Genomic DNA, 25,179 nt, shown 5'->3' on the forward strand with positions numbered 1-25,179 from the left:
TGGCCTCCCTAATCGGTGGAGACGCTCTGCGTTTTCGCGTTTCCGGCGGTGCCCGGCGCCTGCGATGGCCGGTCCTCCGCCTTGTGGATCTTCGCTCCGGGCTGGAGCCGGTACTGACCCGAGGTCACGACCTGATCGCCTTCGGACAGGCCGCTTTTGATGACCGCGACGCCTTGCGTGATCGGGCCGACGTCAACGGGGCGAAACTCAGCCGTGTCATCCGCCCGGACGACATAGACCGCGAGCCCCTGCTGTGTCCGTTGAACGGCATCGGCGGGCACGGTGAGCGCATCCATGCTCTCGAGAAGAGTTCGCACGGTTACGGATTGTCCGGGCCAGAGGACCTGGTCCTTGTTTTCGAAGGAAGCCTTCAGTTTGATCGTGCCGCTCGCCTGATCGATCTCGTTGTTGACCAGCGCCAGCGTGCCTTGCGCCAGAACGGACTTTTCCCCCTGCGCCAGCGCCCACACCGCCACCGGCCCCGCCGCCTGCGCCTTCTGAACCGCCGGCAGAATCTGCTCCGGCAAGGTATAGAGAATCGAGATCGGCTGGATTTGCGCGACCGTCACGATCCCCCCGGGATCCGTCGTCCGGACGATGTTGCCCTGGTCGACGAGACGCAAGCCCGTGCGCCCGGCGATGGGCGACCGGATCGTGGTGTAGCCGAGCTGCGTCCGGGCGCTGTCGATCTGCGCCTGATCGCCCTGGATCTGAGCCGTGATCTGGTTGACGGTGGCCTGTTGCGTGTCGACCTGCTGCTTGGATGCATAGCTGCGCGTCGCCAGTTCGTTGTAGCGGGCGAGGTCGAGCTTGGCGTTGGCGAGCTGCGCTTCATCCTGCGCCTTCTTGGCGGCGGCCTGGTCGAGCATGGCCTGGAAGGGCCGAGGATCGATCTGAACGAGCAGATCGCCCTCTTTCACCATCTGCCCCTCCTCGAAGGCGATCTTCTGAACTTCCCCGTCGACGCGCGAGCGGACCGTGACGGTGTTGTAGGCCTGCACCGAGCCCAGACCGATGGCGTAGATGGGCACTTTGGAACGCGCCGCAGCGGCGACCTGGACAGGCACGGGGAGCGGGTCCTGCCGCGCCGTGTTCTGACGCGGTTGGGACCGGTCGACGGCGATCCAGATCCCGTACGCGGCAGCAAGAAGAACACAGGCGACGAGGAGGCGGACCGCTCCGCCAAGGACCTTGGATCGGCGCTTTGAAGGCTTCGCCATGCGCACACCCAACCATGCTGCCCAGCCTCAAGCGCAGCGCCGAACGGCACGTCTGAGAGAGCATCCTCTGACGGGGCATATAGACCGCCGGTTGGGCGCTACCAGGGAGGGAGAATCACACATGCGTGACTCTCTCACAGGCCTCACGATCCCCGATGTCGAGCCCGACGGCCGTTCGCCTCAGACCGGAATCGGTCGAAGCGTGCCTGCTTGGCGGTACGACCGACCTTAGCGATGCAGCGGCTCATTCCGCCGCATCGGACTTTGCTCTGGAAACGGCAGCGGTCAGAGCCTGCGCCAGATCCTGGTCGCCATAGGGCTTGACCAGCAGCACCGCGCGCGCCGCGTTCTGTTCGACGGGCAAGGCTTCGTCTCCGGTCGCGAAGACCAGACCCAGGCCCGGGCGGGATTCCACGGCTTGCTGAGCCAGCTTCGTCCCGGACGAATCGGGAAGCCCGACATCGGTGACCAGAAGGTCGACGGCCTCGGTTTCGAGCACCTTCAGGGCCGACGCCGCATCCTTGGCCTGCACCACCTCATGGCCGAGATCGAGCAGCATCTCGGCCGTGCTGCTCCTGATCAGATCATCGTCCTCGACCAGCAGAACGGTCCAACGCGTGGCGTTTCCGGCCGTTTCCGCCCGCGCCTCGACATGGGGCGGCGGAGGAGACGCGGCGCGGTTGCGCTGCTGCTGATTGGCCAGGACATGCCGGATCTTGCGGGCCAGATCCTCCCGCGAATACGGCTTCGGCAGAAGCTCCACGCCGGGATCGAGGCGACCGCCGTGCACGATGGCGTTTTCCGTATAGCCCGAGGTGAACAGCACTGCGATATGAGGCAGGCGCAGCCGTGCCTTGCGGGCCAGTTCAGGGCTCCGCAACGGCCCGGGCATGACCACGTCCGTGAACAGGAGATCGATGTCCAGCCCGCTCTCGATCACGCTCAGGGCGCTTGTGGCGTCGCGGGCCTTGAGCACGCGATAGCCGAGGTCCGACAGGAGCGCGACCGCGGTCTCGCGGACCTCGTCGTCGTCTTCCACCACCAGGATCGTCTCGGTTCCGCCCTGCACCGGCACGGTGCGAAGATCGGTGAGCACATCCTCCTGGTCATGCACCCGCGGGAGATAGATCTTCACGGTCGTGCCCTGGCCGATCTCGCTGTAGAGCTTGATATGTCCGCCGGATTGCCTGACGAAACCGTAGACCATCGACAGGCCGAGTCCCGTGCCCTTTCCTTCCGGCTTGGTGCTGAAAAAGGGATCGAACACCCGGTCCAGGATCGAGGGCGGGATGCCGCTTCCGGTATCCGTCACCGCGAGCATCACGTATTGACCGGCCCCCACGTCGTGCTGGAGGGCATAGCGGTCGTCGAGCAGGGCATTGCCGGCTTCGATGGTCAGGCGTCCCCGGCCGTCCATGGCGTCCCGGGCATTGATCGCCAGGTTCAGAATCGCATTCTCGATCTGCCCCGGATCGACCTGTGTGTTCCACAATCCCCCCGAGACCACCGTCTCGATTTCGATCTCCTCGCCCAGCGCCCGGCGCAACATGTCGTCCATGCCCTTGATGAAGCGCCCGATATTGACGACCTTGGGCTCCAGCGGCTGACGTCTGCCGAAAGCGAGGAGCTGGGCGGCCAGCTTGGCGCCGCGCGATACGCCGGCGAGTGCGTTCTGGACCCGCGTTTCGGCGCGCGTGTTGCCTGCGATGTCCTTGGAGAGAAGCTGCAGATTGCCGCTGATGACCTGAAGCAGGTTGTTGAAGTCATGCGCGACGCCGCCGGTGAGCTGCCCCAGGGCCTCCATCTTTTGTGAGTTTCGCAGGTGCTCCTCGAGCTGCTTGCGTTCGGTGATGTCGCGGCCCGCCGCGTAGAACTGATCGCCCTCCGGCACGCAGAACCAGCTGAACCAGCGGTATTCGCCGTCCTTCCTGCGCATGCGGATATCGAAGTCGCGAACGGTCTGGCCCTCCGCAAGGCGGTCGAACTGCGTTCTGACGGCGCTTACGTCGTCCGGATGGGCGAGAGCATCGAACGGCATGCCGATAAGCTCCGCGGCCGGATAGCCGAGCGCCTCCATCCATGCCGGATTCAGGCTGCGGTAATGTCCGTCGAAGCCGCAGAGCACGAAGAGATCCTGGCTCATGCGCCAGACGAGGTCGCGTTCGTGCGTGCGTTCCTTGACCTGCTGCTCCAGGGTCTCGTTCAGCTGGCGCAGCGCATTTTCGGCCCGCATCTGGTGGGTGACGTCGTGCCCCTCGGCGAAGATTCCCGAGACGGACCCGTCGGCCTCGACGATCGGCTGGTAGACCAGGTTCACGAATCGCTGTTCCAGCGGGCCGCCGGGCTCGCGCTGAATATGGACGGGCATGTTGCGGCCGACGAATGGCTCGCCCGTCCGATAGACCTCGTCGAGGATCTCGAAGAATCCCTGGCCTGCGATTTCCGGAAGCGCCTTTCGAACCGGAAGCCCGGTGAGGTCGCGGTGCCCGACCAGCTGCTGGTAGGATTCGTTCATGAATTCGAAGACGAGTTCAGGCCCCTGCAGGACGCACATGAACCCGGGAGCGCGCTGGAACAGGGCGCGCAAGCGGTCGCGTTCGGCCGTGCGAAGCTCCACCTCGGATTCCAGCCGCGCATTGATCTCCTCCAGGGCCTTCGCGGCCTGCTGGCGCATGCCCAGGGCCTCGGCCAGGGCGAGAGCCCGCCGATGCTCCGCCTCGTAGGCATCGGCGCTGGCGAGGCTCGACGACACCTGCCCGGCCACGAGCTTGAGGAAGCCGAGATATTCGGCGTCGAACGGACGGTGAGGATTGAGGCCGACGACCATGGCCCCGATCGGCGCTTCCTTGCCCTGCCCGATCAGCGGCACGACGACGGCCTGGGCCGGCGGACGGCTCCAGGCTCCCATGGGCAGGTCCGCGACGCCGGAGAGCTCGATCACCGCCTCGGGTCGGTTGAGCGGCCAAGGGCTCGGCGCGGACGGATCGAGGTACTGGGGCGCGGCGGCGTGTCCGCTGAAGAAGCCCGTGGTGAAGGCGAGCCGGGCCGCGCCGTCGTCCTCGAACAGGTAGGTCAGCGTGAAGGGCAGATCCTGCGGGTTGGCCGCGAGGCCGGCCTGCGCGGCCTGCAGGACCGCCTTGCGGCTGTCGGCCGCCGCCAACCCGCTCGCGAGCACGCGCAGCGAACTGAGGCGGCGCTCGTTGATGATGCGGTCGGTGTCTTCCGACACCGCACAGAACACGCCGCCGACACGCCCATCGTCATCGAGCACCGGGCTGTAGGAGAAGGTGTGATAGGTCTCCTCCGGGTAGCCGTTGCGCTCCAGGATCAGGAGCAGGGCGCGGTCGAACGTCGCCTCGCCGCGTTCATAGACCTCGCGCAGCCGGGGCTCGACGTCCTCCCAGATCTCGGCCCAGAGCTCGCGGGTGGGCTTCGCCAGGGAATCGGGATGCTTGAGACCGAGCGTAGGGCGATAGGCATCGTTATAGAGGAAGGCGATCTCCGGACCCCAGCCGAGCCACATCTCGAAGCGCGACGTCAGCAGAATCCGCGTGGCGACCTTCAGTGCCTCCGGCCATTGCTCCGGCGGGCCCAGGGGTGTCCGGATCCAGTCCTTGGCCCGCATCAGCGCGGCCATCTCGCCATTGCCGACGAAGATTTCGGGAGTCCCGGACCTGGACGTCGACAAGGGCGCTTCCTCCGCAATTCACAAGGCGCAGGGTTATAGAACCCAAAACCCTTCAATCCAGAGCAAATGCAAATGTTGGCCATGCCCGAGGCGGGCCGGATCTGAAGATCACGGCGGAGACGTCGCCACCGGCACGGCGCCCGGCCATACAGATTCCGTTCAGGAAGGTCGCGTTAGGTAACTCTCTCGGCCTTGGAGGTGAGCATGATGATCTGGGCGGCCGTTCCCATCCTGGTACTCTCGGTCCTCGCCAGCGGACCCTTTCGCGACAGTCTGCCGGCTTTCATCGAGAACATCGCCCAACTGACGGCGGTTCTCAGCCTCTTCATTCTCGTCTGCCTGTTCGAGGACAGAGGCCACAATCGCGACAGCAGCCAATGAGCCCGATCAGCCGGTGACGGCTCCCGAGGCGCGAATGAATATCGAAAGCGTGATGGTCGATCGCGCGCCTTGACAGGCACGCTTCGCGAGACGGGCCGCGAGCCGCAGATCTATAACGACAAGCTATCGGAAACCGTCATGCGTGAGATCCCGGTATGAAAGCAGGGATCCCGCAGAAGCCTTGAAATCTTGTTCTAAGGATGTGTTGGTCTGTCACGGACGACACCAACGAGAAAGTTGGTGCCCAGGAGAGGATTGTACGACCTCTCCCTATTTCCGAATAAAACCAATAGCTTATGTGCCGCCTACCGCAAGCATTTGTACTACTCTTTTGGACCACCGTCGAGCCTGATTGGAGTGGCATGGAGCCATACGTTGGCTGCTTTCAGTAAGTGCTGAAGCGTCCATTATACGAGGTAAGTTGACCTGAATGACTGATACCAAGTGCGAAAAGATAGCCCATGTGACTCCCGATTCTTGCTAGCGCAGAATTGGTCGGAATTGTGGACCCGGTTTTCCACAACGAACGATGCGCTCCCTCTAGAAGAGAGCATCCGGTCAACCCCAAAAGTGCAAACCCACTTTTGGGCCCGATGCTCTAGACCTCAGCAGGAGCCTTATCGCTTGCCCCATTCCGTGCTTATTACACCAGCAAACCCGGCTCTATCTGATCTGGAACTGTCCTGGAGGACAGCTATCTTCACGGCTGAAGACGGCATAGGTCCTCTACACTCATTACACGAGGCCGGCGATGCGCTCGTTGCTGTCGCTCGCTTGGACGAGGAAGGCCTTACCGTGCTGGGTAGTGGCGTGATGATCGGTCCGGGGCTGCTGGTAACGGCGACCCATGTGCTCGATGAATTTCCGCGGAAAGGTGTCGGCCCGGTCTTTTTAACATTTCTGCCCAGTGGGACGCGTGCGTGGCTCCCGATCGACGTTGTTACATTGTCGAAGCGAAGCGAATTCGATGAGCGCCGAACAGTCTTTTCTGAGATGTCCCTCGTGAGCTGCACCCTAAATTCCGAGGCTCACTCTAATTTCCCGCTCATGGTCGCCCCTATGCAGGTCGCGCTCCCGCTCATTGGCGAGCGGCTCTGGGCGATTGGATTTCGGCACCAAGCGATCGAGGACAGCGCAGCGCTCGTCACGCCTTTGATATCGTCCGGCTTGGTGACGGCAGCCTACCCTAATGGTCGCGGCGAGCGCATGGCGTCCCCCTGCTTCGAAGTGAACATGGACACGGCGGGCGGAATGAGTGGTGGCGCGGTCGTCAACGCCGACGGCAATCTAGTGGGAATTCTGTCGTCTTCATTCGAGGGCGGCCCCTCCTATGTCACATTGATCTGGGAGGCCATTCGTCTGCGTGTCAAAAGCGCGATCCCAAAAATGCAAGCCAATGGGACTGTCAGCCTCCTCGGCGCTAAGGCTCTTGGCCAAGTGAGGCTGAAGGGCGATGTCGAGCGCAACCCGTGGGGCGATATCACCCTCAGGCTGTCCGACGAGGAGAGTAAGCTCCTGGCCGACTCGGTGCCCGCTTCGGAGCTCGACGGGCGAAAGCGCGTATTGACCGAGGAACAGCGCGAGCTCTTTCTCGAGTCATGGGGTGAGGAGCTGGAGTCAATGGGAAGTGATGCCGCGGTCGCAGCGCTAGGGAGACTATCGCTGGACCGGGTGAGGAGCTTTCTCAGTGCCGCGGACATCCCCGAGCACTGCTTGAACGCTATCGAGAGCTTCTCAGTCGAGGATCTCGAAGGTGCTGAGGACTTGGAGCTCATATCGACGGAGATCCAGGACGATGAACAGATTAGGGTCGAATATTTCTTCCAGCTCCGGACGCTGATCTGGACGGTCATGGTGCCGCTTGATGCGTACCACCAGAATGCCACCGCTTTTCGGAAGCATTTCTTCAACGTCTGCGAAGAGGCCGGAGGCGCGACAATGGAATTTGTCCAGCGCTGCTACTTCAAAGCGGGGACGCTCTTTGATAGGGAGCGGGAGCAGTTTTCCGATGTCTCGATAACCTCAAGTGCGATCATACCGCGGCGATCAGCGTGAACCTAATCCCTGGCGAGTTCGACGGGAAATCACCGGCGATATTCCTCCGAATCCACGGTGTTCAAGGCACGAACAGCTAGGTTCGATGCCTCGTTTGTCCTCGTCGTCCAGATCATCGTCATCCAGCAGCCCTTCAGCCTTCGCGCTTCAGAGTGTGGCACGGAACTTGGCCATTACTTTCTCTGACAGCGGCTATGGCTTGCCATTGGTGGGTTGGAGGTGCCCATGCACGCTTGTCTAAAGCGATAGTTTGGCAGCTGTATCAAGCGCCAACTGGTTACGCTTCAAGGTCTTCGTCATCCCAATCTTGGTTGTCCCCAAAATCCTCCAACTCCATATCCAGTGTAATCTCGCGCAGGGAGGCGTAGCCATCGTACCTGCGGTCTAGTTTGGACACTGGGTGCTTGAAGAAGTGCTCGTCCAGAACCTTAAGAACTGTGCTCGGCCGAATGCTCGCTGCGTACTGGCGTACAGCCGGCCCGTCCTGCCAAGCAATTCGATACTTCTTGATCTGTTTTGCAGCCGCGTTCAGAAAAGCAGTCGCCTCTGGGGAGAAGCTGCCGCAAGTCCAATACTCGTAGTGGAATATGCAACCCTGAAACCGTTCCTCGCCTTTCAGCGCAGCGTGCATGACAGGCACACGGTCTTTTAGCCAGCGCTCCACGGCCGGCAACCCGACAACTTCGGTCGGCTGGTGCCCCTTGCACTCGTAGCACCAGACCTCACGGTGTTCCTTTACGCGAAACACGTCAACGTCGGCATCCCTGCCCGTCGTCTTATCGACCAAACGCTTGCCGATATCTATGAGCCCATCTTCGCGCTTCTGGACACAGTGGCCCACCAGCATTTCGAACAGCGCACCCCGCAGGTTCGCTGCTGCACCCTCGATACTCGAAAGCTTATCGAAAAGCTCGCCCACGACCTCTGGGTTCTTTGCAGCGACAGCAGCGGCCTTGTTTAAGGTCACGAGCAGAGACGCCAAGCCTTGTGCTACTTCGCGTCCGAAGAGCGTTCCCGGAGTCGCCATCATGATCCCGTGCGACCGGCCAAGGCGAAATGCCTCGCGCGTGAACCGATCAGCGATGAGCAACGGGAGCACCGGCGGCACTCGACGCAAATAGCTGAGGAGTTGATACTTACGTACGAAGGCTGAAATGGCGATCTCATCAACGTCACTGCCCACTAGCGCGTCGCAAACCAGGAATCCTGGCTTCGGCTTGCCGTTTACCTCGCGCCGCGTCATCGGGCCAAGGTACGATGGGCCAGCGAGGTCCCAGCGGAATGTTCCAACTTTCGGCGGATCGGAACCGTCGTCCATGCGATGTGCAATCTTGTCGTAGCTTGCCATACCGAGTTTACGCGCCCAATCCTTGACCGCGAGCAGCAGGATCTTCTCGGTGAGGAGCCGGGCCTTCAGCTGGGTGTCGCTTATACGGTCGAAAAACCCATTGCCCGCAAGTGCGACGCAAAGGCCAATCCCGGGCACCTCGCATTGCTCGACCAAGCGAACTGCCATCAGCCTCTCCAACACAGTCGCACTGGCGATCTGGCCGCGCTGGAGTACTGGCGCCCCACTAACAATGTCAAAATGCGCGAGCGGCACGATCCCCCCGCGTGCTGCGAGCGCGCCGAGCGCCGGGGCGTAAGCAGGGCCTGCCTCGCTGATGTCCCGGACTAGCGCCTCCCAGTAGGCCGGCGAGTTGAACGCAGATTGGTGATAAAGGAAGCGCACCCCGCGAGGGAACACCAATCCCTGAAGGCGTTTCACGGGACCATTCGCGCGGGATACCCGTTGTCGGGCCGCCTGCGGTGTAATCCCGCGTGCTTCGAGTACCGCACATACTCGAGAGGAAAGGCATGGCCCTTCCGATTTGAGGATCTGCTCGACGCTGATACCGGCACTAGGCATGAACCGCCCCGCTGTCACACAGCGCTATTTATAATTATACTACTCTCTGGTCCACCTTCTTTTTTGCGGCTTGGTAAAAGACTATAGATTACAGTAAGTTATGGCAGACGATTGCACATTTGAGATCGTCCTTTGTCACATTGGCGTGTCAGACACTGCAAATTCTGCGCTAATCTGAGAGCCACCCTGCACTAGATTTTCGGGAAAAGTAACCCGCTATCCCGCCGAATGAAATGCCTCCTACTGGGCCGCGCTGAAGGCGACGAACAGCATGCCAATATCAAACGTAAGCGATGTTCCTAAGAATTTAATCCCTTGCAACTTGAGGCATTTGAGTGCCGGCAAATCACTGGCATCCCGCTCCTTCGATCGCGACACCTACACCTGCAAATTGCTTACCTCTCCCGAGAGAGCACTGCTCTCAGAATTCGGTTCTCGGCCTGATCCAGCTCTGGGGATGAGAACTCTGCCGCCTATTTCTGATCGGTTTCCATTTATGGAAGCCGAAGGTGACGATTATGGATTTCCGAGCAAAGATTCCAAAAATTTTGCGAGACCTTACAATGGGTTGCAAGAAGATCACATAGCTCTTTTGTTACTGGAGTTCTGGCCACCTGAACGCGCAGAGTTCGTTAGGGTTTGCGGCCGGCTTCACTCCCTACCCTGCCGGGGCTGAGCCCTGATCGTAGGCATAGACTGTCACCTCGAACGGCCACTCGGTTTCAGCGCGTATGACAGCATCACGGATCGACGTGTCATACTGCCAGGTTACCGAGAAATATTTTCCGCTGGTGACCGTGCGGTCATAGTCAAAATGCTTGATACCGTCCCCTCGTCGGCCATCGTCATTGATGGAGGGCTCGAAGACGGCATCGATATGCGGATTCGTCGGGTCAGTTCGATGATCGATGATGTTGCCCAGCATAGGCCACCCTTAGTGGAGCAGACGCTTCGGACGGTATGTCTGTGTCATGAAGTGGAGGATAAGTGCTCGCTCATCTGCGCTTATCCTCTGTAACTTCTCACGCAGGGTGGCACAGAGCCTATCAAGGAGCTCTAGGTCAGATCCGGTCGGATCGCCGTCCCCACCATGACGATAGCGGCGCCGCTCGAAGAACAAGGCGCACCACAGCTCAAGGGCGGTGCCGCGCCAGTGGCCTGTCAGTTCAGCCTCCTCACGCCGCTCGTTCGCCCAGACCCGCAACAAGGGCCAACCCATGTCCTCGAAAACAAAATATCCGTTGATCAAGTGAGCGAAGTACAGGGTGGCCTTGTAGTGCAATGGCTTCGGGAGGGCCGAGAAGTCACCGTTCCGAACGCGAGCGAGCCAGGGCTCATTTGGTGGAGAGGAGATATTCATGCCTGCACCCGACTGGCGGCCTGTGCCTCAGCGGCGTAGGCGGACAGTGGTTTGTTGGCTTTGAAGTGCCGATCTCGTTCAACGGGCAAACCAAGTGGTCCACGAATTCCCGCAAGCTCTGTCAGACTCACGTAGCCGAGTTCAGGGCAACCCAGACCGAGATCGCAGAGGCCGAAGGCCCGGTCTTGATCGGTTGGATCGAGCTCGCTGAGAAGCCACGTGCAGTTGGCGTCAGGGCTGAAGAGCTTCACGACGGGCTTTGGATCGAATTGGTCGTCCCAGCTGGAACGAAGGCCATTGGCAACAAGCGTTAGACGCTGGTTTTCGGTAAACAAGAATGAAGACATGGGGGAGCTCCCGCGCCTTGTGCCTCCCCTTCGGAGAGAGACACAAGAACGCATTGAGGTTGATTTGTGAGGATTCGCGCGATCAGCTACTTACGAAGCGGTAAGAGAGCTTTCCGGGCCATCGCCGGGCTCACTTTCACAGTCCGGCATTGAGACGTGTTCTGGCGTGTGGCTGCTTGCCCGGAGCCGCTGTTGCTCTTCGGCTTGAGCCAACTCGATCTCACCGTCGACCAAGGTGAAGTCAGTGTAGCGGCGATGAAGTGCGCGGGCATGGTGCTGTTCCCCCGCCGCCGCAATGGCCTCGATCAGCTGCTCAAGCGTGATGGCGACGAACGGCACGCGACCTGGCCCATGTTCGTCAAGCTTGGTCTGATAGAGCTCGGCAGCGCCCTGGGCGAGGTGGTTCAGTCGAGGGGCAACAAAAAGGTAAACACCAATATCTGCCACATCACGGATCAGCATACATTGAGAGAGGCAATGCTGCCGAAAGAGCTGTCCAAGCGGGGTTGTCCGGAGTGCTAGATCGTCGGGATCGTTGTATAGGCCGTAGATCTTGGCCAGCTCGTCGTAGCGGGCGTTCGGCGCGCGATTAGCCTCATTTAGAGCCTCCGCATATTTGATTTCAATAGAGACGAAGGCGCGCTGTCCTGTGGCTGTGCGTCCCCGAATGAGAATATCGAAGGCCGTGTAGTCGCCGGTGAGGGCCGGATGTCCCCTGGCGGGGCTGTGCTCGAAGAGAATTTCTGTGACATCGGTGATGAGGCCGGGCAGGAGTTCCGAGAAAACTCGCGTGGCGAGGTCGAGGTCCAGCTTCAGGGGCGCGAAGGCATTGAAGGCCAAGGGTTGGGACGAGAGCAGATTCATACGAAGCCGGTCGACGTCGTAAACAGCCCCGATCTCACGATGAACGAGCTCGCGCCAAGCAAGGTCTGCGATGGAGTGGGAAAGGAAGTTACTGCCTATCTGGCCGGCCATGAATGTCAGCTTTGAGCCAAGGCGGCGACGGTGGCCATCAGACGTGACGAAGGTGCCAGCGGGCAGGCCTTTGTCCTCGCGCCAGAGGCTTTGGAGGAGACGGGCGGCGGCCTTGAACCGATGGTCGCTGGGCCAGTGGCAGTGGTGGCGACGAAGGATGGCTTCGGGAACGAGTGGGGCCTGGGCGATGAAGCCGAGGCCGGCGGGTTGTGTAATGCTGGTGGGGAATGGGGCCATGGGCCTGTGTGTCCTCTACCGCGGAGTGCGGCGGAGAGGGTTCACAGGGGCTGTAAAGGAGTTAACGGCATTGCGGCAGGTGTATGCCGAGTGTGGAGGGGTAAAGGGGATTAGGTGGCAGTAAGTGGAAGTGGGTGGTGAGGTTAGGGTGGAGGTCTGTGCCGGTGCAGGAGCACCGGTGGAGGTAGGGAGAGTTGAAGAGTCTTACGCGAACATAGTGTCGAAGACAGCTTGTCTACAGGAGGTCAGAGCGTCAGTCCCTGAGCGTTTATAGGAACATTATCAGCGGCGTCTCTTGCTCCAAGTTTTTAACGGCATGCATCCTGCCCTGGAAACCGGCCCTATAGGCAGCTATGCGACAGCTGAATAAGAATTCCAGAAATAAGCCAAATGAGCCGATTTGTATGCCCGTAGCGCAAAGCTGAGGGCGACTGACCAAGTTTTTTTCGCTGGGACGTGTGGGGAGCACCCCCCTTCTCTCTATATGTATAGGCAGGAGAGCTTTCAGCGACTTCAGCCTCGTCGAGGCGGCTCCTCTGCATCAAGAGGACCGTATGATGAAGGTATATATTCCGTCCCTGCTCACGTCTACCGCCACCATGCTTTTTGTACGCCAGCAGCCGACGCAGGCTGTAGGACAGATGCGCGTGCCGCTCGAAGCTTCTCCTGCCGTTCCTGGCAATCCCGCAGAGGGAACCGCCGCTGATGAGAGCCCGAACTTGGGCGTCGTAGATGTTTGGCCTGCTCCCATCGGGCCGCGCATTGACGTTTCTGACGACGTCTCCGCACCGGAATGTGGCTCTTTAGAAAAGTTGGCCCAGCTGTCCGATGAAGACATCGCTTACGAACTCTGGTGCCGGATCGAGAGCTTTGATCTGACCTGCCCTCAGGTTCATGATCTAATCCGGCGGACAAGCGGGTCCAGCATCTACGCAGCCGAACTCCAGAAGTGGCTTCCCGAGGTGATGGCGGCGAAAGGAAATCGCCGCAAGCGCCGGCCGGCACGCGGCGGCACTTCTGCTCCGGCCGCAGATAGTGCGGCTGTCTAACAGGGCGCTACTCGTCGACCTCCGTATGAGCAAGCCAGCGCGTGCGTCGCGCTGGCGCAACTTCCTCCTGTCTGGACCCGTCCATGAACACTTCTGAAAACCCCAATACAGCTCCCGTGTATCCTACCCGGCCGCAGACGAACGATAATCTTGCTCAAGCCGTTGCCTGGCTGTCGTTCGAGCGTCAGCACGAATTCTGGCCTCACGTCGTCGGACCGATCCTTCCTCAACCCACGTACCCGTCACCTCAGAATGACGGTGGCGGATGGTGCAATCCGTTTAGATCGGAAACGCCGGTGCAGGTCCGCCCCGCAAAGCTTCTGTACGAGGCTGGCAGGATCTACGATGCGATCTCGTTTGCCATGCGCCATCATGGGATCGTGCTGAACGCGCATCTTACGATTACATGGGGATTGTTAGACATACACGACCACGCTCATGCTGCGCGGCTGCTCACTCGGTTCAATCACGAAGCTGGCAAGTGGCTTGCCGTTGGCTTTCCGTCAGACGACAGGCAGCGAATGACGAAGCGGGCATGGAAAGGCGGTTCGCCCCACGTCTACGTTTATGCGCATGAGAACGCGCGAGAGCAGGGCTTTCATTCGCACGAACTTGCTCTCATTCCACCCGAGAAGAAGGATTCCTTCGAACAATGGGCGTTCAGCTGCTTGGCACGGCTGTCCGGGCGAACGCGAGTCCACCCTGATGCGTTCTGCCTCCGTGTTTACAAGCCGCGCAACGAAGCCGATGCTGTGGCCCGCTTGTGGGACTGGTTTCGGTATATCACGAAAAGCCTGAGCCCTTGTGTTCTCGTAGAGGCACGAAACGGCGAGTGGGTACAGGCCCGAGCAATCTTCAAGCCGAGACCGTTCATCGAGGCAGAGCCGGTCTCCTGTAGCCAGCTCGCGTCTGGATCTCGCAACATCTGGACGGAAGCGCAACGCAGGGCAGGTTTCAGGTCTCGCTATCGGACGGGTGAATGGGATCAGCTTTATGACGGCTCGGAACTTGAGGCTTGGCGCCAGAAACGACTTGAGGAAGCCGAACAGCGCCGCGTCGAGCAGATGCTCGCTACTCTCAACCTTTGACTGAAGAGGGGCACTTGGCTTTTTAGCTCAAGTGCCCTGCTGCTCCTTAAGCGGGGTTGGCGAGGGTCTCTGTTGTTAACCTGCTCTCGAACCTTGGTGAATGCTTGAGGGAGGCTGTTCCTTGCCGAAGGCAAGGCTTCGCCTAGCGGCGGCGAAGCCTTGCCTACCACTGCTGCTCTCGAACCCCGGAGCCATGCCGTCGGTAAGCTGTTGGATCGAATGCAACCCTACTACGGGAAGGCCAGGGTCAGGCTGTTGGCCTTTACACACGCTTCTGGTGTCTGACGCGGAGCGAACCATGCCGTTCGATCCGACGACGACATGGTTGTCTGTGGGTCGAAGCTACTCGGAGCCCACTCCTGCGGCTTTGGTGCCGCTTTTGCCGATGCCCTTCGGCTTGCGTTCCGGCTGTCCCCGATTTCGCTTGGCTAGCGTCAAGGACCGGAGCCCATTGGGGGCTGGCGATCTCGACACTGCCACAGCATCAGGTCGTAAGCATGCGATGAGGAGTCCAGAAGCGAAAGACCTGCTCGTGCCTCCGTTACGCGAATCCAGCGGATAATATTCGGCAGGTTGCTTAAGATTACCGGGCTGTCGAGCGCGAGCCGAGAGTAGAGCGGACCGGGGTAGACTACGAACACTGGCGTACAATTTCCGGTAGTTGCCCCGAAGTCCTCCCTTGGCAGAGTGTGGCACTGTTATATTTTCTCAAGCGCGTGACACAATTGGAAAGGATCATGGGGAAGTTTGCGGCTCCCGCTACAATCCAGACCCAGTGCGCCTATCCAGCAGCTGCCTGCTTACCATTGCCGTGCAGCAGGCTCTACTTAAGGTTGATGGAGAACAGAATAGACATCGTCGACAAGTCCAAACGCTCTGCAATGATGGCGGGTATCCGAAGCAAAGACACGCGTCCGGAGATGCAGGTGCGCCGTGTAGCACACGCACTGGGCTATCGCTTCCGGTTGCACCGAAAAGATCTCCCTGGCTCGCCAGATCTCGTGTTTCCGAGGCTGGGAAAGGTTATCATGGTACATGGATGTTACTGGCATCGCCACCCGGGCTGCCGCTTTGCATATCAGCCAAAAAGCAATACAAGTTTCTGGCAGAGGAAGTTTGAAAAGAACCAAGAACGGGACCAACGCACCCTTTCAGAGCTCCGTAACCAGGGCTGGGATACACTCGTAATTTGGGAGTGCGAAACCCGAGATCTGGAGGGTCTAAGGGTGCGCATTGCTTCGTATCTCGGGCATGGTGGGGGCCATGAATCACAGAACTGACATAAGGGCAGCCAAGCTGCGACGCATTAGAAGCGGCAGTGCGCCGCGCGTCCTGGAACTCTGCTCGGGCTGTGGTGGGATGTCTCTCGGACTTGCCTCGGCTGGCTTTGAGCTCATTGCGCATGTTGAAAGCGATCCGACAGCTGCCAAAAGCTTTGCCCTCAACTTTCCTCCACCCCTGTCTACTGCGCCGGAAATTTGGTCGAAGCCGCGTGACATGGAGGAGGTCAGTGCAGCTGATTTGGTTGCTGAACTCGGGATTAAAAGTAGAACTGCCGAGACATTCGACGTCCTGGCGGCGGGATTACCTTGCCAAGCCTTCGCGCGGATAGGCCGTTCGAAGCTCCGATCCATTCGGGGCGAGGAAGACGCGTTCCGCACCGATCCCCGAGCGAAATTGTACAAGCGATTTCTCGAATACGTCGATGCAGTTCAGCCTGTTGCCGTGCTCATTGAAAACGTCCCGGATATTCTAAATTTCGGCGGTCACAATGTGCCAGAAGAGATTTGCGAGACACTTGAGAAACGCGGATATGAAACTGGATATACCCTTCTGAACGCTGCGTACTACGGCGTGCCGCAAATGCGCGAGAGGCTGTTCCTGATAGCAATTGATCGGTCGCTCGGGATACGGCCCGGTTTTCCAGATCCTTCCCATTATGCCGATCTACCATCCGGATATGAAGGCGCCCGAAGCGTGGCTCTGAAGCACGTGCCGGATGATGGGCATTTTATATCTATTCCCGCTCCAACCGAAGGATTGCCAGCGGCAGTAAATGTAAAAGCGGCGCTTTCGGATCTTCCTTACATTTCCGAACACTATCGTGATCCGGCAGTGATGCGCCGTCGGAAGGTGTCGGAAAAGCTCCCGTATCGTGAATTTACCAACCTCACACTCTATCAGCACATGATGCGGGACTGGCCGGGTTACGCGTCCGCCGGTGAAGTCTCCGGAAATGTCGTGCGCCTCACTCCGCGTGACTTTCCAATTTTCAGGGCAATGCCCAAAGGTGCCGATTATCCAAAGGCACTGAAGATTGCCGAACAACTGTTCATGACACGTCTGAAGCAAGAGCGTACTCGTCCAGCACGAGGGTCGGCCCGCTGGAAAGAAATTCGCAGTGAGTGTGTACCACCCTACGATCCGGGTAAGTTTCCGAATAAATGGTGGAAACTGGATCCAGCCCTGCCTTCACGGACTCTAACCGCACACATGGGGAAGGATACGTACTCGCATATTCACTGGGACTCGCGTCAGCAACGGACAGTTTCCGTTCGTGAAGCAGCTCGCTTGCAATCATTTCCTGACGGCTTTGAGTTCGCCGGTGCCATGAATGCGGCCTTCCGCCAAATTGGAAACGCTGTACCGCCTCTGTTGGCTTTTGCCGTTGCCACAAGACTAAAGCTCGATTTGATGAAGTTACCTGTTCGCAAGGACGTCAAAGACATGGCGGCCTGAATGAGGGTCACAAAACAAATGAGAACTGGAGCACGCCTAAACATAGGTGCAGCTTCGCAGATTGGGGGAGTCTGGTGCGTACTGTTGAGATCGTCCCGTCAGCCTCCGCGTTGATGCAGTCGCTGCGTGGGTTCGGCTACTCGCCCGAAACTGCACTTGCAGACCTCATCGACAACAGTATCGCCGCAGGCGCAGTAACGATTGATATCAATTTCGATTGGAATGACGGCGATCCACGGGTCACTGTGCTCGATGACGGCAGTGGTATGGACGAAGCTGCCCTCATACAGGCTATGTGCTTTGGAGGTGACGGCCCTTCGGCGGCCCGCGGTGAAGGTGATCTCGGCCGCTTTGGCCTCGGCCTCAAGACAGCTTCGCTGTCTCAGTGTCGCTGTATGACGGTAATCAGCAAGGGCCAGGGCGTTACGCACGCTCTTGCATGGGATATTGACGAAGTAATCAGCCGACGTCGCTGGGACGCAATCGTACCAGAGCCATTGATCTCAGACCAACTAGAGGCTCTGCTTACGCATCCGCGAGGCACGCTGGTGTTATGGGAGCGAATGGATGCGATCGGTGGGCTTTCGAGGCTCGACCGCGAGGCATTCTTCCTCCGGGTTCGAGAGATTAGCGTGCACCTTGGAATGGTTTTTCACCGTTTCATCGCCGGTGACGCGAGGCGAATCAGCGTCACTGTGAATGGCCGGCCAGTCCGTGCCTGGGATCCCTTCCAGAGATCTCATCCGGCAACAATCACCATGCAGACAGAGCGGGTCCGGTATGGAGGTGCGAACCTGAGCATTACGCCCTATGTTCTCCCGCACAGGGACCGTTTTGCAAATGATGCGGAATACGAAGCTGCAGGCGGGCCACGTGGCTGGGGTGAGCGTCAGGGCTTCTACGTGTATAGAGGTCACCGTCTTCTCGTACCCGGAGGCTGGCTCGGCCTTGGCGGTGCTCGCTCTTGGACACGCGAGGAATCTAGTCGACTAGCCCGAATTGCGATCGATCTCCCGACAGGGCTGGACGCCGACTGGCGCATTGATGTTCGTAAGTCGCAAGCCCGACCACCAGGTCCACTAAGGCCCCGTTTGACGAGTATCGCGGGACTCTGTCGCGACAAGGCGCGAGAGGTTTTTGCTTGGCGCGGAAGCCGCGCCCGGGGTCAAACTCACCGGGCTTCGCCGGACGAGGTCTGGGTCGCTGCCAGGAATGGCAGCCAACGATATCGGATCAGTCGCGGGCACCCTGCCGTGAGAGCCGTAATGGAAGTTCTAGATGATGAGTCAGTCTTGCTTGAGGGCTTGCTTGCAATCATCGAGCGCAGTGTGCCGGTTGAACGAATCTGGCTGGACGTCTCTGAAGCTGAGGGCGCGAGTGCCTCCTCATTCACCACTGAAGAGATCCCGACTATTGCAACGCAACTCGCAGCTCTGATCGCTACCCTCCCTGTCGACAAACCATTGGTTGAGAGAATCGATCAGTTAATTCGCCATCTTCCTGGCGACACGAGCATTTTGCGGCGTGCCGTCCTCCAGCGCGTCGAGGCTGCATCATGAGCAGTGATCCGCTCTCCACTCTAACGAACATGGCCCGCCAGCTTCTGACTTCGCAGTCCGGTAGTGTTGTAGATCGAGAGACCATCGAGAAAGCGCTGGCCGCCGTGGCGCCGATTGTGAGTGCAACGTCGGGTCATTCCTTTAGGCCTGACGAGCTTTCAGCTGTAGTTCGTGTTCTTGAGGGTTTGTTTGTTGTTGAGCAGGGTGCAGCCCTCGCTCTGACTGATAAGCGACGCCCCCCCGACTGGTATGTTGGTGAGCGACGTCGGCCTGGCCCTTTCATGGGGCGCTACCTTCAAAAGCTGGCTGAGGACGGCTGGCCCATCCGGTCTGTAGATGAGCTACGCGATAGCACGGCACGTGTTCTGGAGGTTCTCGATGACCCACAGCGTGAAGGCCCCTGGGACTGGCGCGGGCTTGTCGTCGGTGACGTCCAGTCCGGAAAGACAGCCCACTACGCTGGTGTGATCAATCGTGCAGCCGATGCTGGTTACCGCGTAATTATTGTACTCGCGGGGATGCACAATGTGTTGCGATTACAAACGCAACAACGCCTCGAGACAGACTTCCTTGGGTGGGACACGAACCCGGATTCCTTTGGCGCAAATGGCCGACGCAAAGCTATCGGGGTTGGCCTCATCCCGCCACGTCAGATTGTAGACAGTCTGACTTTCGCTGTTCCAAATGGCGACTTCAGCATTCAAATTGCCCGTCAAGCCAACTTCGCGCCGCTGAGTCAGCCATGCCTGTTTGTAGTCAAGAAAAACGGTAGCATTCTCAGGAATTTAAATCGCTGGATAGCTCGCCTTCCCGATGAGTCTCGGGCAGTGCCGCTGCTCGTAATTGATGATGAAGCCGACCAAGCATCGGTTGATACCCGCGATCAGCCACTGCTGCCGGATGGCACGTTCGACGAAGACTATGACCCCACTCGAATCAACGGCGAGATCCGAAAGCTTCTGAACGCCTTCGGCCGGTCTGCTTATGTTGCCTATACGGCGACGCCATTCGCAAACATTCTTATGCACGACGAGCGAACGGCTGAAGACTATGGAGCCGATCTTTTCCCCTCGACCTTCATTATATCGCTAACCCCACCTGACGATTATTTCGGTCCAGTCGCTGTATTCGGAACAAACGATGAGGGTGACGAGGGAGGATTACCCCTGATCCGGCACATCGACCAAACCGGAGAGAATTGGATCCCTGACGTCCATGACAAGACGCTACGCCCGGTCTTCCATGGGCAGGACGGTATTCCACCTAGCTTGGAGCATGCAATTGACGCGTTCCTGCTAACCTGCGCAGCGCGCGCGGCACGTGGACAGGGACATATGCATAATTCGATGCTTGTGCATGTTTCGCGTTTTGTCGATGTGCATGATGTCGTTCATCGCCAAGTGTTGCGACAGCTTGAGACGGTTCGAGCCCTCATCTCTGGCGGAGACCGCGAGACTATGGATCGACTTCGGACCCTGTGGGAAGAAGACTTCATGCCGACAACGGCAGCTGTAGCTCGGACAGTCTTTGGTCGGAATACACTGGCCGTGTCATGGTCTGATGTGGCCGCTAAACTTCCCGACAGCTCTGACAAGATTCGGGTAGTCGTCACGAACGGGCGCTCTAAAGTGGGACTTGACTATGATGCTTACAAGGAGACGGGCCTGTCAGTGATTGCGATCGGCGGAGATAAACTATCCCGCGGCCTGACGCTGGAGGGTCTAACTGTTAGCTATTTCCTGCGTATCTCGAGACAGTACGACAGTCTCCTTCAGATGGGCCGTTGGTTCGGCTACCGACGAGGCTTCGCCGACCTGTGCCGGCTCTACACCACACCAGATATGGAAGACTGGTTCCGGCACGTCGCTACTGCTAACCAGGAGCTCCGCTCTCAGTTTGCTCACATGCAACTGATGCTCGCTACTCCGAAGGAGTACGGTCTTCGAGTTGCGGGTCATAGCATTATGACGGTCACGGCCGCGAATAAGCAGCGTTATGCCACACAATGTCAGGTCGGATATGCGGGCGAGGGCAAGATCCAGACTGTTCTGTTCCGTGATGCCACAAATGTCGAGCAAAACGCACTCCTCACCGACAACTTTCTGGAAGGCCTGGGCCGCGGCATCGCAATGCCGCGAAGACCAGGATCCAATGCGAATGCTAATGGAGAGCTGTGGGACGGCGTTCCCGGCCGTGCTGTAGCGGATTATCTCCGAAACTTCTCCTTTCCGCCTGAGAACTACGAAATTGAAGGTAGACGCCTAGCCACCTACATCGAGGAACAGATCCGTGCTGGCGAGCTGACAGAATGGTCAGTGCTTCTCGCGACGGGAGACCGAGGCAAGACAGTCGAGCTCGGTGGCCGCACTTTCCGCAGCATCGTCCGCAACCCTCGCACAGATCGGTCTACTGCCACCCGCTTCATTGTCCGCTCAATCCTGAACCCACCCGACGAAGCAATCGATTTAAGCGATGCCGAATATGCCAGCGCGCTGGCACAAACCAACGCCGAACGCCGCCTGTCAGGCCAAGGCGAAACAGATCGTCCATCTGGTCCGAGCATCCGCGCTGTCAGAGGCCAACGGCCGCAGAACGGGCTGCTCATTATTTACCCGCTCGACCCTGAGAAAGCTGGTGTTGGGACTGATCGGCCGCTCATTGGACTCGTTGTGAGTTTCCCAGACAGCGTCACTGCACTTCAACGCGTGTACCTTGAGAACACCGTTAGTCGCAGGGAGCAGCGGCTTTGACAAAAAGCTTGATAGAGAACCTTCGTAAGGCCTGGGCCGAGCTCGGCCAGTATCCAGCTCGGACGCGACAATTCAGGACACGTCGTCTGTCTGCGGACCTGCAACTGAATCTGTATGCAGCGCTCCGCGCGATTGACGACGCACCCTGCTTGCTTCTGCCGGCAGTCGTGCCTGCTTCCTCACTGTTTGAGGTCGGCGGAATGCGATTGGGCACTGCACTTGGGGAAGAAGGTCCGCTCCTCGTGCTTTCGCTCGAGGACCCAGCCCGCTCAGATCTCTTCTTGACTGTTTGTTCGGACGCAGTCCAGGCCGCGGATGCTGCCAGCCATGACGAAGGTCTCGCCCGCTTCCTGGAACGACTTGATGCCTGGAGACGCTTTCTTCGGGAGCGACGTGCAGGACTTTCCCGGAACGAAGTGACAGGCCTCATCGGCGAGCTAGTTGTTTTACAGCAAATCCTTTCTCGAGACATCCGTCTGCAGACGACTTGGGTTTCGCCTGATGATGGGCTTCATGATTTTGAACACCTTGGACACGTACTTGAAATAAAGACCTCCCTCGGTGTGGCGACCAGCGTCCGCATTTCGACGCTGGATCAGCTCGACGACAGCGGTTTGCGGCGCCTGGATCTGCTTCATGTGCGTCTAGCTGAAACACCCAGTGGCCAGTCACTCGAACAACTGGTTAGTAGTATCGAGGCGGAGTTGCTCGATGAGACGTCCCGAAGGGCGTTCAGTAATGCGTTGCTGCGTCGAGGGCTCATGCCAGACGATCTTTCTGCGCGAGCTGCACCGGTCGTGGAACTACGAGGAGTAACTGCTTACCGTGTACAAACAGGTTTTCCGCGTCTGATCCGATCTGCTGTCCCAGTCGCGGTGGCTGAAGCCGATTATGCGCTTGAATTGCGAGCTATTGCCGAGCATTCATGTGATGTGGACAGCGTTTTGACGGAGTTCGCAGGGGCTGGTCCGCATGGTTGACGATGCTGTACTGCGTTTTGCGGAGTCTCTTGCCGCTGATGTCGAGGATGGACTAAGTGCTGAGATGCCGTTCTCGGCAGGCATTTTCACCCGTCTTGTATTGGAGCGGTTAGAGGAGGCCGGTCACCTCGACAATACCTTTGACCTCCACCAGGAGGGACGTCTCGGAAAAGCCAGCTATCGGATCGACGGGTACGCCTTCGACGATGAACGCGGCCGCCTTGATCTATTCACTTCCCTCTATACCGGCGAGACTCCGCCGACTCGCGTCCCAGCGGCTGACGCAACTCGCGCCTTTGAGCGGGCACTGCGCTTTGCAAGCGCTTGCGTTGATGGGCTCGCGAGTCGACTTGAACCATCCAACACAGATGCTAGCGATCTGGCGCGTCGAATTGAGGCAGAAGCCTCTGCGCTTTCCGGCGTCCGAATAGTATTGTTCACCGATGGCACGTTGGCGGGTCCCATACCCGCAAACGGAGAGTGGAAGGAGCGTACAGTCGAGTACGATGCTTACGATATTGTCCGACTCCAGCGCGTTCTCGGTGAAGGTGAGACACGGGCCGATATCGATGTGGATCTCGTCTCGCTATCTGGTAGGTCTATCCCCTGTCTTCACGTTCCTTCGATCGATGACGGCTATGATGCATACCTCGCCGTGTTACCTGGTGACGTGCTCTCACAGATTTATGATCGTTACGGTGTCCGCTTGCTCGAGCTCAACGTGCGTGCCTTTCTGGGCTTGCAAGGACGTAAGAGTGTGAATGCAGAGCTGCGCCGGACAATCGTCGAGCAGCCCTCCATGTTTCTGGCGTTCAACAATGGTATTGTGGCCACGGCTGATGCTATCGAGTTAGAACGGCGCGATGACGGCGCTACAGCTATTCGACGTCTCAAGGGCCTACAAATTGTCAATGGTGGTCAGACTACTGCCTCTCTGCATCGTGCCCGGCGGAAGGAGAGCCTAGCTCTTGATCATGTGGCAGTCCCCGTGAAGATCATCAAAGTTGGTGGGGCCGACCTTGGGGAGATGGTTACCTCAATTTCTCGCGCTGCCAACCGCCAGAACACGGTACAGCTCGCTGACTTCTCCGCTAACGATCCTTTCCACCAGCAACTTGAGGCGCTGGCCAACAATACCTGGCTAGAGGATGGCAAAGGACGCTGGTTTTACGAACGAACACGTGGGGCATACCTTGCTGCTGAGCAGAAAGCCGCTTATCGCAAAGCTGAGCAACAAGTCTTCCGACTTCAAACGCCGAAGCAACGCCGTCTGAACAAGCTCGATGTTGCTCGTTACCTGTCCGCATGGTCAGGCCTACCTCACCGGGTGTGTCTTGGCGGTCAGAAGAACTTCCAGCACTTCATGCAACGGTTGAAGGATGAGCCTCCGCCACCGCTCGACACTACATGGTTCAAGAGGTTAGTGGCTGTTGCCATATTGTACCGGAGCGTAGAACGCACAGTACGTGCAATGAAATTTCCCGCGTACGGTGCGCAAATAGTAGCCTACCTTGTAGCGGGCCTGAGCTATCGTACGGGTGGACGGATCGATTTTACAAGAATCTGGGCCAAGCAGGGGGTCAGTAGTGACATCGAGCGTCTCGTCAAGGCGTGGGCTCCACTCATCGACCAAGCGATGCGGGAGTCGGCCGGGCAGCGGAACCCAAGCGAGTGGTACAAGAAAGAGGATTGCTGGATAGGGCTGCGGGACCACCTCCCGAACCTTTCTGATCCCTTACCTCCAGAGCTGTCATACAGCGAGGCTGGTGAGCTATCCGCGGGAGCGGCCTCACCATCGTCGTTTTCCGCGGAGGACTACGATCGAATTGCACGCTGCATGGCCGTAGACGGTGCAACTTGGCTGGCCGCCGCTGAACGCGGGCAACGGGCTGGCGTGATTCACTGGAAGGTCGCAGGAATTTGCCGAACCTTAGCTGGGTATGCTGCAGGTGGTTGGGAGCGAAAGCCTTCGGCGAAGCAGGCAAAACCGGCACTTGAAGCTCTAAGAGCCGTGGAAGCGGCAGATCTGCTTACCACTAGTAACGGGGAGGCTGGTCCAGTTGCCTAAGAGTGCCAACGTACTCTGGCGTGACGAAGAACTCGCCGGAGCAGTCGAAGTCTACGTCTTCTTACTCCGTCTGCAAATTGCGGGCATACATTACCGAAAGGAGGATGCGCTAAAGCTGCTCACTACAGGGCCGCTGAACGTCCGCAACGATGCGTCTATTCGTTATAGAATGCGCAATATTTCGGCCGTCGTGAGTGAACTGGGAGCTCCTATACTAAATATTTACTCACCGGCAAGCCAAGTTGGCCGGAACGTACATGAACGAATACGCACGATGCTTCTGGTCCACCCGGGTTTCGCGCAAATCCTGCAGGATACCTCGGGAGGTGGCTCTTCTCCCGCGAATGAAGTTGCTGATCCGCAATCAGAGGCTCTGGCACACCTAGCTGCTCTACGCCTTTATGTTGATGACCTTGAACGTCAGTTGCTGGGGGTTGGACACAACCGGCCGCCTGAGCCACTTTCGCACGGAGGACTTGACCGCACCGATTTCCAGCATGCTCGCGAAGACATTATCGCACTGGAACAAGAGGCTCGAAAGTCGAAGCCCGATCCTGAATTGACGCAGGAGCACTCAAATCGATTGCTAAACTTTGGCCTGAAGATTGCTCTTTGGCTTGGCGAGCGCGCTACAAAGTTTACAGACGCAGCGTTGACAGTTCTTGCACCTGTCGCAGTTGCAAAGGCGACTGGATTGATGCCGATAGTAATTGACGCAATCAGTGCTCTCAAGCGAATTCTGCCATGAGGAGGGCCTCTAGCATCCGATGCGAT

18 protein-coding genes and 1 pseudogene are annotated in these 25,179 nt (G+C 58.7%); 12 read left to right on the forward strand and 7 right to left on the reverse strand.

Features of this window, described 5'->3' with window-relative positions; all coding sequences use genetic code 11:
- Positions 1-8: 8 nt before the first annotated feature.
- Together ACS5Q0_RS00995 and ACS5Q0_RS01000 are read right to left on the reverse strand one after the other, a co-directional pair.
- Positions 9-1,220 (reverse strand): efflux RND transporter periplasmic adaptor subunit, encoded by a 1,212-nt coding sequence (locus ACS5Q0_RS00995; RefSeq protein WP_473124732.1) that lies wholly within the window; start codon positions 1,218-1,220, stop codon positions 9-11.
- A gap of 244 nt (positions 1,221-1,464) precedes the next feature.
- Positions 1,465-4,857, reverse strand: coding sequence for a PAS domain-containing protein (locus tag ACS5Q0_RS01000; protein ID WP_473124988.1), 3,393 nt, complete (start codon positions 4,855-4,857; stop codon positions 1,465-1,467).
- 255 nt (positions 4,858-5,112) lie between these two features.
- Here ACS5Q0_RS01000 and ACS5Q0_RS01005 point away from each other — a divergent pair, with 255 nt between their 5' ends.
- The gene (locus ACS5Q0_RS01005; RefSeq protein WP_473124733.1) at positions 5,113-5,289 is read left to right on the forward strand and encodes a hypothetical protein; all 177 of its coding nucleotides are present in this window, start codon (positions 5,113-5,115) and stop codon (positions 5,287-5,289) included.
- A 624-nt stretch (positions 5,290-5,913) separates the two neighbouring features.
- Positions 5,914-7,344 carry a trypsin-like serine peptidase gene (locus ACS5Q0_RS01010; RefSeq protein ID WP_473124734.1) on the forward strand — a complete coding sequence of 477 codons (1,431 nt, stop codon included), beginning with the start codon at positions 5,914-5,916 and terminating at the stop codon, positions 7,342-7,344.
- A gap of 277 nt (positions 7,345-7,621) precedes the next feature.
- On the opposite strand, the gene ACS5Q0_RS01015 is transcribed toward ACS5Q0_RS01010, so the two are convergent.
- The 5 genes from ACS5Q0_RS01015 to ACS5Q0_RS01035 form a co-directional block, all read right to left on the reverse strand.
- On the reverse strand, positions 7,622-9,112 hold the full coding sequence (locus ACS5Q0_RS01015) for a hypothetical protein (protein ID WP_473124735.1): 1,491 nt from the start codon (positions 9,110-9,112) through the stop codon (positions 7,622-7,624).
- A 799-nt stretch (positions 9,113-9,911) separates the two neighbouring features.
- Positions 9,912-10,178, reverse strand: a complete 267-nt coding sequence (locus tag ACS5Q0_RS01020; RefSeq protein ID WP_473124736.1) for a hypothetical protein — start codon at positions 10,176-10,178, stop codon at positions 9,912-9,914.
- A gap of 9 nt (positions 10,179-10,187) precedes the next feature.
- Positions 10,188-10,613 carry a hypothetical protein gene (locus tag ACS5Q0_RS01025; protein ID WP_473124737.1) on the reverse strand — a complete coding sequence of 142 codons (426 nt, stop codon included), beginning with the start codon at positions 10,611-10,613 and terminating at the stop codon, positions 10,188-10,190.
- Positions 10,610-10,960, reverse strand: coding sequence for a DUF2958 domain-containing protein (locus tag ACS5Q0_RS01030; protein ID WP_473124738.1), 351 nt, complete (start codon positions 10,958-10,960; stop codon positions 10,610-10,612). The genes ACS5Q0_RS01025 and ACS5Q0_RS01030 overlap by 4 nt, the downstream gene beginning before the upstream one ends.
- A 90-nt stretch (positions 10,961-11,050) precedes the next feature.
- Positions 11,051-12,172, reverse strand: coding sequence for a PGN_0703 family putative restriction endonuclease (locus tag ACS5Q0_RS01035; protein WP_473124739.1), 1,122 nt, complete (start codon positions 12,170-12,172; stop codon positions 11,051-11,053).
- 554 nt (positions 12,173-12,726) lie between these two features.
- On the opposite strand from ACS5Q0_RS01035, the gene ACS5Q0_RS01040 reads away from it, so the two are divergent.
- From ACS5Q0_RS01040 to ACS5Q0_RS01085, 10 genes and pseudogenes are all read left to right on the forward strand, one after another.
- On the forward strand, positions 12,727-13,221 hold the full coding sequence (locus tag ACS5Q0_RS01040) for a hypothetical protein (protein ID WP_473124740.1): 495 nt from the start codon (positions 12,727-12,729) through the stop codon (positions 13,219-13,221).
- An 83-nt stretch (positions 13,222-13,304) separates the two neighbouring features.
- Positions 13,305-14,309 carry a hypothetical protein gene (locus tag ACS5Q0_RS01045; protein WP_473124741.1) on the forward strand — a complete coding sequence of 335 codons (1,005 nt, stop codon included), beginning with the start codon at positions 13,305-13,307 and terminating at the stop codon, positions 14,307-14,309.
- A gap of 836 nt (positions 14,310-15,145) precedes the next feature.
- Positions 15,146-15,589 (forward strand): very short patch repair endonuclease, encoded by a 444-nt coding sequence (locus ACS5Q0_RS01050; protein ID WP_473124989.1) that lies wholly within the window; start codon positions 15,146-15,148, stop codon positions 15,587-15,589.
- Positions 15,573-17,048, forward strand: coding sequence for a DNA cytosine methyltransferase (locus tag ACS5Q0_RS01055; RefSeq protein ID WP_473124742.1), 1,476 nt, complete (start codon positions 15,573-15,575; stop codon positions 17,046-17,048). Before ACS5Q0_RS01050 ends, ACS5Q0_RS01055 begins: the two co-directional genes overlap by 17 nt.
- A gap of 113 nt (positions 17,049-17,161) precedes the next feature.
- A pseudogene (locus tag ACS5Q0_RS01060) lies at positions 17,162-17,488 on the forward strand (ATP-binding protein); the annotation flags it as partial.
- Between the two features lie 825 nt (positions 17,489-18,313).
- The gene (locus tag ACS5Q0_RS01065; RefSeq protein ID WP_473125002.1) at positions 18,314-18,607 is read left to right on the forward strand and encodes a hypothetical protein; all 294 of its coding nucleotides are present in this window, start codon (positions 18,314-18,316) and stop codon (positions 18,605-18,607) included.
- Complete coding sequence (locus ACS5Q0_RS01070; RefSeq protein ID WP_473124743.1) at positions 18,604-21,357, forward strand: Z1 domain-containing protein; 2,754 nt, start codon at positions 18,604-18,606, stop codon at positions 21,355-21,357. The genes ACS5Q0_RS01065 and ACS5Q0_RS01070 overlap by 4 nt, the downstream gene beginning before the upstream one ends.
- Before the next feature lie 8 nt (positions 21,358-21,365).
- Entirely contained in the window at positions 21,366-22,337 is a 972-nt protein-coding gene (locus ACS5Q0_RS01075; RefSeq protein ID WP_473124990.1) for a PD-(D/E)XK motif protein, read from the forward strand.
- Positions 22,330-24,405, forward strand: a complete 2,076-nt coding sequence (locus ACS5Q0_RS01080; RefSeq protein ID WP_473124744.1) for an AIPR family protein — start codon at positions 22,330-22,332, stop codon at positions 24,403-24,405. Before ACS5Q0_RS01075 ends, ACS5Q0_RS01080 begins: the two co-directional genes overlap by 8 nt.
- On the forward strand, positions 24,398-25,153 hold the full coding sequence (locus ACS5Q0_RS01085) for a hypothetical protein (RefSeq protein ID WP_473124745.1): 756 nt from the start codon (positions 24,398-24,400) through the stop codon (positions 25,151-25,153). The genes ACS5Q0_RS01080 and ACS5Q0_RS01085 overlap by 8 nt, the downstream gene beginning before the upstream one ends.
- The last annotated feature ends 26 nt before the right edge of the window (positions 25,154-25,179 follow it).

The organism is Microvirga sp. HS2, assembly GCF_055792805.1.